Raw genomic sequence first — 13,900 nt, 5'->3', positions numbered from 1 at the left:
AGTGCGAGAATGGCCGAACCTAGCGCGAGACCGGGACCTGGCCCCGACTACTCGCCGTCTGGCCCCGCCCCGGGCCGCCACCCCCACGCGAACCAGCAGTTCGCCCGGCCCGTCGGCCCGCTCACCGGCAACGGCTACACCCCCGCGGGACCGCCCCCGCCCGCCCCGGCCTCCGCGCCGCAGCAGCCGGTCCAGGAGCCGCAGCCGAAGGGCCGGAACGTGGTCCGCTCCAGCCTCCTCATGGGCGCGGGGTCCCTCGTCTCGCGCATCACCGGGTTCGGGCGCACCGTCGTCATCTCCGCGGCGATCGGCGCCGGGCTCCTCGGCAACTCGTACACGACCGCCCAGTACTTCCCGCAGATGATCTACGAGCTCGTCCTCGGCGGCGTGTTCGCGAGCATCATCATGCCCCTGTTCGTCAAGGCCCACAAGAACGACCCCGACGGCGGCGACGCGTTCGCGCAGCGCCTGCTCACCCTCGCGGCCCTCGTCCTCGGCGCCGCCGCGCTCGTCGTCACCCTCTGCGCCCCGCTCATCGCCCGCGCCATGGCCGAGCCCTCCCAGTACGACCTCGTCACCGAGTTCTCGTACCTCATGCTCCCGGCGCTGCTCCTCTACGGCCTGTTCGCGGTCCTCTCCGGGGTCCTCAACTCCCGCGAGCACTTCGGCGCCCCCATGTGGGTGCCGATCATCAACAACCTCGTCGTCATCACCGTCGGCGCGGTGTTCTTCCTCGTCTTCACCCGCGACGCCGTCCCCGGCCCCGGCGGCGAGCTGTTCGCCACCGCAGACCAGGTCACGAACGGGATGATCCTGCTCCTCGGCGGCGGGACCACCGCGGGCGTGCTCATCCAGGTCCTGTGCCTCGCCCCCGCGCTCCGCAAGGCCGGGTTCCGGTGGCGCCTGCGGTTCGACTTCTCGGCGCTGCCGCTGCGCGACATCCGCCGCATGGCCGCGTGGACGCTCCTGTTCGTCGTCGCCAACCAGCTCGCCGTCATGGCCGTGATCAAGGTCGCGAACGCCGCGTCCGGGAACGCCGCCGACGACCAGTTCGTGCCCGGCACCACCGTCTACAACAACGCGTACCTGATGATGATGATGGCGCACGGGATCGTCGCGGTCTCCGTCATCACCGCGCTCATGCCGCGCATGACCCGCGCCGCCGACGACCGCCGCTGGTCCGAGCTCACCGAGCACCTCTCCTCCGGGATCCGCCTCGCGTCGTTCCTGCTCGTGCCCATCGCCGCCGCGTTCATCGCCCTCCACGAGCCGATCGCCCTCGCCATCTTCCAGTGGGGCGCCTACGACCACACCATGGCGGTCGCCACCGGGCAGGCGCTGCTCATGGTCGGCGTCGTCCTCATGCCGTTCTCGGTGTCCCAGTTGCAGATCTACGCGTTCTACGCGCAGACCGACACCAAGACGGTGGGACTGTTCAACCTGCCGGTCATCGCGATCCGCATCGGCGGGTACCTCCTCGCGTTCGCGCTCCTGCCCCTCGAATGGGTCGTCGTCGGCCTCCTCGCCGCCAACGGCGTGTCCTACCTGGTCTCGCTCCTGCTGTCGATGAGCCTGCTGCGCAAGCGGGTCGGGCTCCTCGGCATGCGCAAGACCCTGAACGGCCTGGTGCGAACCGGTGCGGCCGCACTGATCGCGGGCGGCGCCGCGTACGCCGGGTGGCTCGCGTGGCCCGACGTGTCCGGTTCCAAACTCGGGCAGCTCGGTGCGTCGATCGTCCTCGGGATCGCCCTGCTGGGCGTGTATCTCGCCGCCTGCCTGGTATTCCGCGTCACTGAAATGGCGTCGCTCCAGGCAACGGTGCGCGCAAGGCTGCGACGATGAGGCAAGTACGATCCATACGTGCACTCTGGCCTGAGGACCAGCGGCCTCGGATCACCGGAAGACCCTGCACCACCGCGCTGCACCCGCATTCCTGAAAGACCCGACCGGCCGGCACGGCCCCTCCGCGGGGCCGGTCTGAGAGGGGAGGACCCCGCACCATGAGTTCTGCCGAAGTGCCGTCCGTAGGCGACCTGCTCGCGGAGCGGTACCGCCTCGAAGAGCACGTCGGAGGCGCGAACGGCCACCGCCAGCTGTGGCGGGGCGTCGACGTCCTCCTGCACCGCTCCGTCGCGGTCGTCCTGCGCTCCCCCGGGGGCGAGGACGCGGCGCCGACGATGACGGCCGCGGTGGCGGCCTCCCGCACCCACGTCGACTCCATGGTCGACGTCTACGACGCGGTCGACGAGGGCCGCTTCGCCTACGTGGTGCGCGAATGGGTCAACGGCTCCTCGCTGCGCGGCGTCCTGGAGCAGCAGCCCCTCGAAAGCGGGCACGCCCTCGAACTCGTCGCGTCCGTCGCCGACGCGGTCGCCGCCCTCCACGACGGCGGCGTCACCCACGCCGACCTCCAGCCCGGCTCGATCCTCCTCTCCGAGGACGACCGCGTCATGGTCACCGAGCCCCGCAACGAGCCCGGGAACACGCAGGTCGAGGACGTGCGCGCCCTCGGCGCGACCCTCTACGCGTGCCTCACCGGCGCCTGGCCGCGCGTCGTCCCCGCCGAGAACACCGGCCTCCCCGACGCCGCGACCGACGAGTGGGGCCGCGTCCTCGACGCCGACAAGGTCGTCCCGGGCCTGCCCCGCCGCCTCGCCTCGCTCACCGCGGACCTCCTCGACCACTCCCAGACCCCGCCCTCGGCCGCGGAGCTCGCGGTCGAACTGCGCGGCCTCGCCGAGACCGGCGGCGCTGAACCCGCCCCGGCCCAGGCCACGAGCGTCCTCGGCGCGATCAGCCTCGGCCGGCGCGGCGCCGCCGACGCGTCCACGCCGCCCGTCGGCATGAAGCGCCTCGCCGTCATCGCCGCGGTCGCGGCCGCCGTCATCTTCGCGGGCGTCGTCGGCTCGGCCATCATGTTCGGCGGCGGCGACGACCCCGCGGGCGCCGACGACCAGATCGCGGGCGAGGACACCGGCGCCGACCCGACCTCCGAGGACGACACCGAGATCGCCGCCCCCACCGAGGCGGAGATCACCGCCGACGACATCCGCGTCGTCGACCCGCCCGACGGCGACCGCAACCAGGGCGAGGGCGTCGAGGCCGCGTTCGACGGCAACGCCTCCACCGGCTGGTCCACGAACACCTACCGCAACGACCCCGCCTTCGGGAACCTCAAGCCCGGCATGGGCATCCTCATCGACCTCGGCGAGGCCCAGGAGGTCGCCTCCGTGCGGGTCCAGATGACCAGCGCGGGCGCCACCGTGGGCCTGCTCGCGGGCGACGAGGACCCCGGCGACTCCTCCGAGGGCGACCAGGCGATCGTCGACGGCTTCACCGAACTCGCCCCCGCAGTCGAGGACGCCGACACGAACATCGAGATCCAGGCGGGCGGTCAGGCCACCCGGTACATCGTGGTGTGGGTGACCGAGCTGCCCCCGTCGTCCGGCGGATACAAGCTCACGATCTCCGACATCAACGTGTTCGTCCGGTAGGCACCGTGCCCGGCCCCCTCCGCCCCCTGCCCGCCGACGGACCCGCTTCGGACGGCCCGTTCGGCGGTCCGCTGGACGGAGTGGGCGACGCCGAGCTGCTGCGACGCCACGTCGGCGGCGACCGGGACGCGTTCGGGGAGCTGTTCCGCCGCCACCGGGGCCGCCTATGGGCGGTCGCGGTCCGGACCCTCGCCGACCCCGAGGACGCCGCCGAGGCCCTCCAGGACGCCATGATCAAGGCGTACCAGGCGGCCGGGTCGTTCCGGGGCGGCTCCGCGGTCACCACCTGGCTGCACCGCATCGTCGTGAACGCGTGCCTCGACCGCATCCGCGCGGCCGGGCGCCGGCCCACGGTCCCGCTGCCCGAGGACGGGCGCGAACCGGTCCCGGCCTCGCCGCGCTCCGACGACCCGCAGCAGGCGGCCCTGCGCCTGAGCGTCCACCGGGCGCTCGCGGACCTGCCGTTCGAGCAGCGCGCCGTCCTCGTCTACATCGACATGCTCGGCTACCCGGTCGAGGAGGTCGCCGCGATCCTGAAGGTCCGCCCCGGCACCGTGAAGTCGCGCGCGTCGCGGGCCCGCAAGCGGCTCGCCGAGCGCCTGCCGGAGTTCGACCCGGCCGGGAACCCGCCCGCCCAGCGCGGCGTCGAACCCGGAGAGGGCAGTCCCATGAGCCGAGAGGAGGGAAGCCGATGATCGGGCAGCCGCCCGGGGAGACCGGGGCCGAGGCCGGAACCGAGGCCGCGGTCGCGCGTGCGCTGCGGCAGGCCTCCGACGGCTACGGGGACCTCCCGGAGCAGGTCGCGCACCGCCTCGACCGCGTCCTGGACTCCCTCCCGTCCGCCGACACGCTCCGCAGCACCGCCCGCGAACCCGAACGCGAGGGCTTCTTCGCCTCGCTCGCCGAACGCCTGCGCCCCAAGCGGGTCCGGTACGCGATCGCCTCCGGCGCGGCCGCGGTCCTGGTCACCGTCGGCGCGGTCGCCGTGGGCCTCCAGGCGCTCACCGCCGACTCCGGGGAGAGCCCCAGCTCGGACCAGGTCTACGCCGAGGACGGCCCCCGGTCGGGCGACGACGACGCCGCGGGTGAGGCGGCGCCCGAGTCCTCCAGCGAGGACTCCCTCAGCGAGGAGGGCGGCGACTCGGCCGATTCCGATGCGGAGATGGGCGTCCTCGACGTCGAGTCGTTCGCCTCCGGCACCGACTACTCCGCCTCGACCGACCTGCTCGCGGCCCTGCGCGGCCTCGGCGACCACACCGCCGACGGGGAGGTCCCGGCCGAGCTGGCCGACCTCGCCGCGGGCGGCGAGTTCTGGCGCGCCTGCGAGGACGCGATCGCCGAGGAGTACCAGAGCCTCCTCGTCGCCGTCGACTTCGCGCGGTACGAGTCGTCCCCGGCGATCATGGCGCTCCTGGTGTCCGACGAAGGCGAGACCGCGGTCGCGCTCACCCCGGCCTGCGCGGACGGCGTCATCGAGGCGCTCGCGATCCAGCCGTAGGGACGGCGCCCACCGCGGCTGCGCTGTTCGCACTGCGCTTCTTGCACTGCGCTTTTGACGAAAGCCGCGGTGACGTTCCCCACGATCGGGGAATGCGCCTGTCACACGGCCGCCACGGGTCCGCCCGCTGGAATTTCGGGTCAATAGGATTGGTTGAAGCTGTCAGCACCAGGGGAGCCGTCCCTGGCGCGCCGAACGACCACAGGAGCGACACCGGTGAGCGAAATCCGCGACGTCATCATCATCGGCTCGGGCCCGGCCGGGTACACCGCCGCGCTGTACACCGCGCGCGCCAACATGCGCCCGCTCGTGTTCGAGGGCTTCCAGTTCGGCGGCGCCCTCATGCAGACCACCGAGGTCGAGAACTTCCCGGGCTTCCCCGAGGGCATCATGGGCCCCGAGCTCATGGACCAGTGGCGCAAGCAGGCCGAGCGCTTCGGCGCCGAGCTCGTCTCCGACGACGTCACCCGCGTCGACCTCACCGGCGAGATCAAGAAGGTCTGGGTCGGCGACGAGGAGCACCAGGCGAAGGCCGTGATCCTCGCGACCGGCTCGGCGTACCGGCCGCTGAACGTCCCCGGCGAGAACGAGCTCATGGGCCGCGGCGTGTCCGCGTGCGCCACCTGCGACGGCTTCTTCTTCCGCGACCAGGAGATCGCGGTGGTCGGCGGCGGCGACTCGGCGATGGAGGAGGCCACGTTCCTCACCAAGTTCGCCTCGAAGGTCACCATCGTGCACCGCCGCGACGAGTTCCGCGCCTCGAAGATCATGGCCGAGCGGGCGCTCGCCAACCCGAAGATCGAGGTCGCGTGGAACTCCGCGGTCGAGAAGATCAACGGCGAGGGCGGCAAGGTCGCCAGCGTCGACCTGGTCGACACCGTCACCGGTGCGACCCGGACCCTCCCGGCGACCGGCCTGTTCATCGCGATCGGCCACGACCCGCGCTCCGAGCTGTTCAAGGGCCAGGTCGAGCTCGACGAGTCCGGCTACGTCAAGGTCGCGGCCCCGTCGACGAAGACGAACCTGGAGGGCGTGTTCGCCGCGGGCGACCTCGTCGACCACACCTACCAGCAGGCGGTCACGGCCGCCGGCACCGGCTGCTCCGCCGCGCTCGACGCCGAGCGCTACATCGCGGCGCTCGAAGACGCCGCGGTCGCGGCCTGACACCGACTTCTCCCTTCTTCACATCACACAGGAGGATGCCCATGGGCGCCATCAAAGCCGTCAACGACGAGCAGTTCCAGGCCGAGGTGCTGGAAGCCGACAAGCCCGTGCTGGTCGACTTCTGGGCCGAATGGTGCGGCCCCTGCAAGAAGGTCGCGCCGGTCCTCGAAGAGCTCGCGACGGAGATCGACTCGATCGAGATCCGCAAGCTCGACACCGACGCGAACCCGGAGACCACCCGCAAGTTCGGCGTCATGAGCGTGCCGACGATGATCCTGTTCAAGGACGGCCAGCCCGCCCAGCAGCTCATCGGCGCCCAGCCCAAGGCCGCGATCCGCAAGTTCCTGGGCCAGTAGCGAACGCGAGGAATTCTTCACCGATCAGGGGATCGAGCCGGAGGCTCGGTCCCCTGATCTTGTCGTACCCCCGCGATATTTTTGATACCAGGGGTCCCTTAAGGGGACATTTCGGGAATATCCGCTTTCATGTTCTGCGCCAAGGCGAAAGCCCAGGTCAGATGTCGCGGTCGGACGGATTGCGATCGCGTGGGCCGCAGTCCGGAGCGCCACTGTCGAAGAGGGAGCTGTCGAAGAGGCCGCCGTCGCGTTGGAAGCCGGGGCGGTCGATGCGGTTCCTGCCGGTGGTCGCCTCGCCGAAGAACTTGTCGAGCTCGACGTCGTCGAGTTTGAACCACTCCACCGAGTCGCCGGGCGCCCAGTGCTCCTCGGCCTCCACGCTCCGGTCGATCGCGGAGCGCAGCTCCAGGCGCAGGCGCGGGTAGCGGGGGTCGAAGCGGACGGTCTTGAAGCCCACGGAGCGGTAGAAGTCCGCGGGCACCAGGCACGCCCCGGCCTCGCCGCGGGCGTCGCCGAAGGTCTCCAGGGCGTAGATGCCGCGGCGGGCCACGTCGGCGGCGACGGTCTGCACGAGCTGGCGCCCCAGGCCCGTCCCCGCGTACGCCGGGTTGACGTAGGCGGTCATGAGGAGCGCCGCGTCGGGCGAGACCGGGCCCGAGGGGAACTCCATGGAGCGGGGCACGAATTTCGGGGACGCGTAGGTGACGAACCCGGCGACCGCGTCGCCCTCGTAGGCGATCCGGCCGCAGCCGCCCCATTCGAGGAGCGTGTGGGACAGCCACGCCTCCTTCTCGGCGGCGGGCTCGCCGACGTCGCGCGCCGCCTCGGCGCACAGGGGCGAGAGCTCCCAGAAGACGCAGGCGCGGCAACGCCTCGGAACTTCGTCCAAGGAGTCGAGTGTGAGGTTGACCATGCGCCGATGCACCCGTCCAGCCTACGTCGGCGAGGGGTCCACATGACGGAAAACACGCGCGGTGTGCGGTCCCTGTGCTAGTAGAGTGGTTCGATCACTGTGCGCGAGCTGCGACGCTGTCGCGCCGCTTCCGGCGGGGCCCGTAGGCTGGCGTCACACAGGACCCGCGACCACGGTTCGCGGGCGACGAGGACCATCAGAGGAGGTCTCCGCGTGTCCGGTACAACACTCGACGATTACACCGGTCGCTACGCATCCCGGGTTCACGGGATGGCACAGTCGGAGATCCGCGCACTGTTCTCGGTCGCCGCGCGCCCGGAGGTCGTCTCCCTCGCCGGAGGGAACCCGTACACCGCGGCCCTGCCCATGGACGAGCTCGGCGAGATGTTCACCCGCCTGCTCTCGCAGGTCGGCGCCGAAGCGCTCGGCTACTGCCCCGGCCAGGGGAGCGTCGCGCTCCGCGAGGCGCTCTGCGGGGTCCTCCAGCTGTCGGGCATCCGCGCCTCCGCCGACGACCTCGTCCTCACCACCGGCGCGCAGCAGGGACTCGACCTGCTCGCCCGCACGTTCCTCGACCCGGGCGACATCGTGCTCGCCGAGGGCCCGACCTATGTGGGCGCGCTCGGCGCGTTCCAGGCGGCGCAGGCCGACGTCCGGCACCTGCCGATGGACGACGACGGGCTGATCCCCGCGGGCCTGGAGGAGTCGCTCGCCGCGCTCGAACGCGAAGGGCGCCGCGCGAAGTTCCTGTACACGATCCCGACGTACCAGAACCCGGCCGGCGTCACGATGACCGAGGAGCGGCGCGAGGAGATCCTCGCGATCGCCGAGCGGCACGGCCTCCTCGTCATCGAGGACGACCCGTACTCGATGATCGCCTTCGACGGCACGCCGCCCGCGCCGCTGCGCGCCCGCGCCGAGCGGGGCGTCATCTACCTCGGCACGGTCTCGAAGATATTCGCCGCGGGCCTGCGCCTCGGCTGGGTCCTCGCGCCGCCCGCGGTGCGCGACAAGCTGCTCCTGGCGATCGAGGCGTCGATCCTGTGCCCCTCGGGGCTCACGCAGGAGGCGACGCTCCGCTTCCTCACGGAGATGGAGTGGCGCCAGCAGGTGAAGGTCTTCAACACGCTGTACCGGGACCGCCGGGACGCGCTCCTGACGGCGCTCGGCGACTACATGCCCGAGGGGATGACGTGGACCGTCCCCGGCGGCGGCCTGTTCATCTGGGCGACGCTGCCGGAGGGGCTCGACTCGAAGGCGATGCTCCCCCGCGCGCTCCAGGAGCGCGTCGCGTACGTCCCGGGCACCGGTTTCTACGCCGACGGCAACGGCCGCAGGGAGATGCGCTTGAACTTCTCGACCCAGACCGCGGAGGTCATCCGCGAGGGCGTGCGCCGGCTGGCGGGCGTCGTCGCGAGCGACATCGAACTGCGCGACACGTTCGCGGGGGGCGGGGCATGAAGGAGGGCGCCGCAGCCGCGGACATCCGGGTCCTGATCCTCGCCGGGGGCATGTCCTACGAGCACGAGGTGTCCCTGAAGTCGGGGCGCCGGGCCGCCGACGCGCTCCAGCGGCTCGGGTACGTCTGCGATGTCCGGGACCTCGACGGCGACCTGCTGCCCGCGCTCCAGGAGTACCCGCCCGACGTGGTGCTGCCGCTCGTGCACGGCCAGCCCGGCGAGGACGGCTCGCTCCAGGCGGTGCTCGAACTCAGCGACATCCCGATCGTGGGCACCGGCTCGACGGGCGCGCGCCGCGCGTGGAACAAGATCACGGCGAAGGACCTGCTCCGCTCGGCCGGGATCCCCACGCCCGACTGGACGTCGATGCCGCGCCAGGCGTTCTCGGACTTCGGAGCGCGCAAGCTCCTCGACCGGATCGCCGCGAAGATGGGCCTGCCGCTCGTCGTCAAGCCGAACTCGGGCGGGTCGGGCCTCGGCGTGCACGCCGTGCACAAGGAGGACGACTTCCCGTCGGCGATGATGGGCTGCTTCTCCTACAGCGACACCGCGCTCATCGAGTCCTTCGTCGAGGGCCGCGACATCGCGGTCGGCGTGCTCGACCTCGGCGACGGGCCCGTGGCCCTGCCGCCGGTGGAGATCGCGCCGCTCCACGGAGACTACGACTACGCGGCCCGGTACAACCCCGGGGCGACCCGCTGGACGGTCCCCGCGACCCTCAGCGAGCCCGTGGCGGCCCGCACGGCCGAACTGGCACTGGAGGTCCACCGGACCCTCGGACTCGGCGACATGTCCCGCGTGGACCTCATGGTCGACGACGCGGGCGGCATCCAGGTCCTGGAGGCCAACGTCGCCCCCGGGACCACCGAGACCTCCTTGCTGCCCATGGCGATCGAGGCGGCGGGCCTCGACTTCGGCGAGGTCCTCGCGACCATGGTCCACCGGGCGCTCGCCCGCGGCTAGCCGAGCGGCGACGAGACGAGAGGGCGTCGATGTTTCACGTGAAACATCGACGCCCTTCTGCATGGCGTTGCGGGGTGTCGGAGCCCCGGATGGCAAGGGGCCGTTGAGGTTCAGTCGTCGCTGAGCCAGGCGGCGATGTATTCGAGGTTCATCTTCCACTCGTGCTCCTCGACCGGCGGGAGGATCTCGTCCCACATGGTCATGAACGGGCCGCGGAGCTGGAGGTAGCCGTGGGGGCGGGCCAGGAACCACTGCTGGAGGTGCGCGGTGCCGTCGCCCCAGCGGTTGACGTGGACCTGGGCGACCGATTCGAGCGAGCGGATCGCGCGTTCGAGGCGCACGGTGAGGACGCCGAGCTCGGCGGCGTGCATCGTCGACAGGTCCCCCAGATCGAGGTGCGCCCGCGGTTCGAGGATCACCACCACCGGGAGGCCGCTCGGCGCGGGCGGCGACTTCAGGCGCCAGCGTTCGTTGGACCAGAGGTACACCGAGTCGGGCGTATGGCAGGCCGCGCACTGCTCCTGGCGGTCGCCGCGGCGGGGCGGCTCGGCCGGGACCGGCTCCTGGAGCGGCTTGATGCGGAGGTCCCCCTCGAAGGGGAAGGCCGGCCAGTCGACGAACGCGGGCAGGGCGGGGCGAACGCCGCTCGCGCGTGGTGTCGGGGGTCGGGTGCTCTGATTCGCCAAGTCGGGCTTGGAATTCGGGCCGGGGGTACTCGCAGCTGCCACCATCGAAAAATACCCCATGAACGCGAGCGTGGAAACCACCGGAATCCACCTTTTGGCAGATTTCAAATGGGTTAACTCACGGTCCACTCGCTCGACCCCCGACTGTGGAGGGATCATGGCCCGCGAACCAGGAGAATCAGCCCGGAAAATGGTATTCGAGGGCACAAGTGACGTGCGCCCATATGGCGGGAAGCCCCTGTCGGGAGGGCCGGTCCGTAGGGCAAGCTGGAAGGCGTGCAAGCAACAGTGACTGATAGTTCCACGCCGGAGGCGACGCCCGTTTCGGGCGACGACATCGCCGTCCTGGTGGACCCGCCGGTCACCGCCGCGCTCGTTGACGAACTCAGCCATCTCTGGGTGAGAGTGACGAACGCCGGCGGTTCCGTCGGGTTCGTCCCGCCGGTCAACATCGACGAGGTCCGCCCTCACACCGTCTCCATTCTCGCGCGAGTGATCGACCGGACTGACACGCTGGTCGCTCTAAAGGAAGGAGCCGCCATTGTCGCTTGGTGTGTTCTCACATCAAACGACAGCCCGCCGCGACACGGGTGGCGGACCATGCGCCACGTCCAAGTCGACCCCGCCCGGCAGGGCGGCGGACTCGGGGGCAAGCTGCTGGCGGCCGTCGACCACGTTGCCCGCGAAGAGCTGAAGCTGGAGGCGCTCAGCCTCAAGGTCCGCTCGGGCACCGGCGCCGACGCCTTCTACCGCCGACACGGATTCACTGAGGTGGGCCGTCTGCCGCGCGCCGTGCGCATGGCCGATGACGACTACCGGGACGACATCATCATGTGGCGGGAACTCTCCTAGCCGCGCAGAGCGAATAGAACAGGGGGCGGGATGTTTCACGTGAAACATCCCGCCCCCTGTTCGTGCCTTGGAACTACTCCTCCGTGCGGCTACTCCACACCGATCTGCTCGACGATCCGGTCGAGGTCGGAGAGCGAGCCGAACTCGATGACGATCTTGCCCTTCTTGCGGCCCCAGGAGATCGACACCTGCGTCTCGAAGTGGTCGGAGAGGCGCTCCTTCAGCTCCTCCAGACCGGGGGCCTTGATGCGGTCCTTCGCGGCGCGCGAGTCGCGCGGGCGGGGCTCGTCGAGCTCCGGCTTCTCCTCCAGGCGGTTGGCCGTCACGAGCTCCTCGGTGCTGCGCACCGACAGGCCCTCGCTGATGATCCGCTCGGCGATGTGCTCCTGCGAGTCGGCGCTGTCGAGGCCGAGGAGCGCGCGGGCGTGGCCCGCGGTGAGGACGCCCGCGGCGACCTTCGTCTGCACGGTCGGCGGGAGGCCGAGGAGGCGGATCATGTTGGAGATCTGCGGGCGGCTGCGGCCGATCTTCTTCGACAGCTCCTCCTGCGTCACGTTGAACTCTTCGAGGAGCTGCGCGTAGGCCGCGCCCTCTTCGAGCGGGTTCAGCTGGACGCGGTGGATGTTCTCCAGGAGCGCCTCGCGGAGCATCTCGTCGTCGGCCGTGCGGCGCACGATCGCCGGGACGGTCTCCCAGCCGAGGGCGGTGGCGGCGCGGAGGCGCCGCTCCCCCATGACGAGTTCGAAGCGGGCGCCGTCCTCGCGCGGCTCGTCCGGGGTCCGCTCGCGGACCGCGATCGGCTGGAGCATCCCGACTTCCGTCAGGGAGGTCTGGAGTTCGAGGAGGTGCTCGTCGTCGAAGAACTGCCGCGGCTGCTTCGGGTTGGTGCCGATGTCGGCGATCGGGATCAGCTGGAAGCTCGCCCCCGGGACCGGCACGAGATCCGGGCCGTCCGATGTTTCACGTGAAACATCGGGTTCGGGGGACGCCTCGGGCGCGGGTTCGGGGGTCGATGTTTCACGTGAAACATCGCGCTCGATCGGAGCAGCCTGACGGGGTGCCGCCACCGGAGCGGGCGACGGGTCCTCGTCGGACTCCGTCGTCGTGCTCTCGGCCAGACCGGTCGGGATGAGCGCGCCCAGTCCGCGACCGAGCCCTCCGCGCTTCGCCGCAGCCATCGACTAGTTCCCGCCTTTCTGGTTCTTCCCGCGCCGGGAGAGCTTCGCACCGCGCAGGGCGATCTCCTCGGCCGCTTCGAAATAGCTCGTCGCACCCCGCGAGCCGGGGTCGTACGTCATGATCGACTGCCCGTAGCCGGGGGCCTCGGAGACGCGCACGCTTCGCGGGACGACCGCGTCGAGGACGATCTCGCTGAAGTGCCCGCGCACCTCCTGCTCCACCTGGTCGGCGAGCTTGGTCCGCTTGTCGTACATCGTCAGCAGGATCGTCGAGACCCGCAGGCGCGCATTGAGGTGCGCCTTGATGAGCTCGATGTTCCGCAGCAGCTGGCCCAGCCCTTCGAGCGCGTAGTACTCGCACTGGATCGGGATGAGCACCTCCTCCGCGGCGACGAGCGCGTTCACGGTGAGGAGGCCCAGGGACGGCGGGCAGTCGATGAAGATGTAGTCGAGCTCCCCGCTGAAGGTCTCGATGCTCTTCTCAAGGCGCCCTTCGCGAGCGACCACGTTGACGAGTTCCACTTCGGCGCCGGCGAGGTCGATCGTCGCCGGGATGCAGTAGAGCGAGGGGATGCCGTCGACGGTCTTCGCGATCTCGTCGAGCGGCTGGCCCTCGACGAGCGCCTCGTAGACGCTCGGAGTGCCCGCGCCGTGCTCGACGCCGAGACCGGTGGAGGCGTTCCCCTGCGGGTCGAGGTCGATGACCATGACGCGGTTCCCGTGCAGCGCCAAGGCGACCGCGAGGTTCACGGTGCTCGTGGTCTTGCCGACGCCGCCCTTCTGGTTGGCGACGGCGAAGACGCGGCGGCGGGTCGGGCGCGGCATCGTCACGGCCCCGGAGGGGTTGAGGACCCGCACCGCGCGCTGGGCCTCGCGGGCCAGCGGGAGGTCGTCGTCCAGCGGCCCGCCTTCCTTGATCGACGTCGCCTGCTGCGGCACCGTCTTCGCGGCGGCCTTCCGCCCGTTGTTCGCCTGTGCCTCGTCCGGCGCCAGATGCCGTCCGGTCTTGCCGCGCGATGCTCTCGCCATGCCGTCCCCCCGTTCCCCGCTGGTGTCAGACCGGTCGGACGTGCCGACGCCCGCGCCGGACTGCCTCGCAACCGATTCTGACCCAGTCTGCCCGTAGGCCGGGGCTGCGCCACCCGATTCGGGGGAGGTTTCTCGATAGCGGTGGCGGCGGGAGGGGGGCGCCTCCTCGCTCACGGCGGCATCGAGGAGGTTCCGGATGCGCCGCTCGGCCGGGGTATCGCCGCCAAGGGAGCTGTGTTCACGATCTTCGGAGGGAAGGGGGTCGCGCACGTTCACCGCCACAGACTACGGGCCGAATGTTTCACGT

At 71.0% G+C, this 13,900-nt stretch carries 11 protein-coding genes and 2 pseudogenes; 9 read left to right on the top strand and 4 right to left on the bottom strand.

Features of this window, described 5'->3' with window-relative positions; all coding sequences use genetic code 11:
• Nucleotides 1-9 precede the first annotated feature (9 nt).
• The 6 genes from murJ (at nucleotide 10) to trxA (ending at nucleotide 6,512) form a co-directional block, all read left to right on the top strand.
• Nucleotides 10-1,842, top strand: a complete 1,833-nt coding sequence (murJ, locus tag B0I28_RS05815; protein ID WP_181245652.1) for a murein biosynthesis integral membrane protein MurJ — start codon at nucleotides 10-12, stop codon at nucleotides 1,840-1,842.
• 158 nt (nucleotides 1,843-2,000) lie between these two features.
• Nucleotides 2,001-3,494, top strand: a complete 1,494-nt coding sequence (locus B0I28_RS05810) for a protein kinase domain-containing protein (RefSeq protein ID WP_106362862.1) — start codon at nucleotides 2,001-2,003, stop codon at nucleotides 3,492-3,494.
• Between the two features lie 5 nt (nucleotides 3,495-3,499).
• Nucleotides 3,500-4,189 carry an RNA polymerase sigma factor SigM gene (gene sigM / locus B0I28_RS05805; protein WP_245888897.1) on the top strand — a complete coding sequence of 230 codons (690 nt, stop codon included), beginning with the start codon at nucleotides 3,500-3,502 and terminating at the stop codon, nucleotides 4,187-4,189.
• Nucleotides 4,186-4,992 (top strand): hypothetical protein, encoded by an 807-nt coding sequence (locus tag B0I28_RS05800; protein ID WP_106362861.1) that lies wholly within the window; start codon nucleotides 4,186-4,188, stop codon nucleotides 4,990-4,992. Before sigM ends, B0I28_RS05800 begins: the two co-directional genes overlap by 4 nt.
• Nucleotides 4,993-5,208: 216 nt before the next feature.
• Nucleotides 5,209-6,156 carry a thioredoxin-disulfide reductase gene (trxB, locus tag B0I28_RS05795; RefSeq protein WP_106362860.1) on the top strand — a complete coding sequence of 316 codons (948 nt, stop codon included), beginning with the start codon at nucleotides 5,209-5,211 and terminating at the stop codon, nucleotides 6,154-6,156.
• A gap of 41 nt (nucleotides 6,157-6,197) precedes the next feature.
• Complete coding sequence (gene trxA, locus B0I28_RS05790) at nucleotides 6,198-6,512, top strand: thioredoxin (RefSeq protein ID WP_106362859.1); 315 nt, start codon at nucleotides 6,198-6,200, stop codon at nucleotides 6,510-6,512.
• A 367-nt stretch (nucleotides 6,513-6,879) separates the two neighbouring features.
• On the opposite strand, the pseudogene B0I28_RS05785 reads toward trxA, so the two are convergent.
• Nucleotides 6,880-7,437 (bottom strand): annotated as a pseudogene (locus tag B0I28_RS05785) (N-acetyltransferase family protein); the annotation flags it as partial.
• A 201-nt stretch (nucleotides 7,438-7,638) separates the two neighbouring features.
• Between B0I28_RS05785 and B0I28_RS05780 the strand changes: the two are divergent.
• A pseudogene (locus tag B0I28_RS05780) lies at nucleotides 7,639-8,923 on the top strand (aminotransferase-like domain-containing protein); the annotation flags it as partial.
• Between the two features lie 13 nt (nucleotides 8,924-8,936).
• Nucleotides 8,937-9,848 (top strand): D-alanine--D-alanine ligase family protein, encoded by a 912-nt coding sequence (locus B0I28_RS05775; RefSeq protein ID WP_425433432.1) that lies wholly within the window; start codon nucleotides 8,937-8,939, stop codon nucleotides 9,846-9,848.
• Between the two features lie 110 nt (nucleotides 9,849-9,958).
• Here B0I28_RS05775 and B0I28_RS05770 read toward each other — a convergent pair whose 3' ends face one another.
• Complete coding sequence (locus B0I28_RS05770; protein WP_106362855.1) at nucleotides 9,959-10,534, bottom strand: hypothetical protein; 576 nt, start codon at nucleotides 10,532-10,534, stop codon at nucleotides 9,959-9,961.
• Between the two features lie 288 nt (nucleotides 10,535-10,822).
• Between B0I28_RS05770 and B0I28_RS05765 the strand changes: the two genes are divergently transcribed.
• Nucleotides 10,823-11,386 (top strand): GNAT family N-acetyltransferase, encoded by a 564-nt coding sequence (locus tag B0I28_RS05765; RefSeq protein WP_181245651.1) that lies wholly within the window; start codon nucleotides 10,823-10,825, stop codon nucleotides 11,384-11,386.
• An 89-nt stretch (nucleotides 11,387-11,475) separates the two neighbouring features.
• On the opposite strand, the gene B0I28_RS05760 is transcribed toward B0I28_RS05765, so the two are convergent.
• Nucleotides 11,476-12,324: a ParB/RepB/Spo0J family partition protein gene (locus tag B0I28_RS05760; RefSeq protein WP_245888895.1), complete on the bottom strand. Its 849-nt coding sequence runs from the start codon at nucleotides 12,322-12,324 to the stop codon at nucleotides 11,476-11,478.
• A 243-nt stretch (nucleotides 12,325-12,567) separates the two neighbouring features.
• A complete protein-coding gene (locus tag B0I28_RS05755; RefSeq protein WP_106362852.1) occupies nucleotides 12,568-13,593 on the bottom strand; it encodes a ParA family protein in 1,026 nt (341 codons plus the stop codon).
• Nucleotides 13,594-13,900: the final 307 nt, after the last annotated feature.

Source organism: Glycomyces artemisiae, assembly GCF_003002955.1.
Classification (GTDB): domain Bacteria; phylum Actinomycetota; class Actinomycetes; order Mycobacteriales; family Micromonosporaceae; genus Glycomyces; species Glycomyces artemisiae.
Note: the sequence above shows the minus strand (reverse complement) of the source record. Positions and strands in the feature narration are given on the sequence as shown.

What these genes read in the sequence shown, in the direction of transcription:
- murJ (WP_181245652.1), top strand. Translation starts at nt 10, where the DNA reads ATGGCCGAACCTAGCGCGAGACCGGGACCTGGCCCCGACTACTCGCCG.
- B0I28_RS05810 (WP_106362862.1), top strand. Translation starts at nt 2,001, where the DNA reads ATGAGTTCTGCCGAAGTGCCGTCCGTAGGCGACCTGCTCGCGGAGCGG.
- B0I28_RS05800 (WP_106362861.1), top strand. Translation starts at nt 4,186, where the DNA reads ATGATCGGGCAGCCGCCCGGGGAGACCGGGGCCGAGGCCGGAACCGAG.
- trxA (WP_106362859.1), top strand. Translation starts at nt 6,198, where the DNA reads ATGGGCGCCATCAAAGCCGTCAACGACGAGCAGTTCCAGGCCGAGGTG.
- B0I28_RS05775 (WP_425433432.1), top strand. Translation starts at nt 8,937, where the DNA reads ATGTCCTACGAGCACGAGGTGTCCCTGAAGTCGGGGCGCCGGGCCGCC.
- B0I28_RS05755 (WP_106362852.1), bottom strand. Translation starts at nt 13,593, where the DNA reads ATGGCGAGAGCATCGCGCGGCAAGACCGGACGGCATCTGGCGCCGGAC.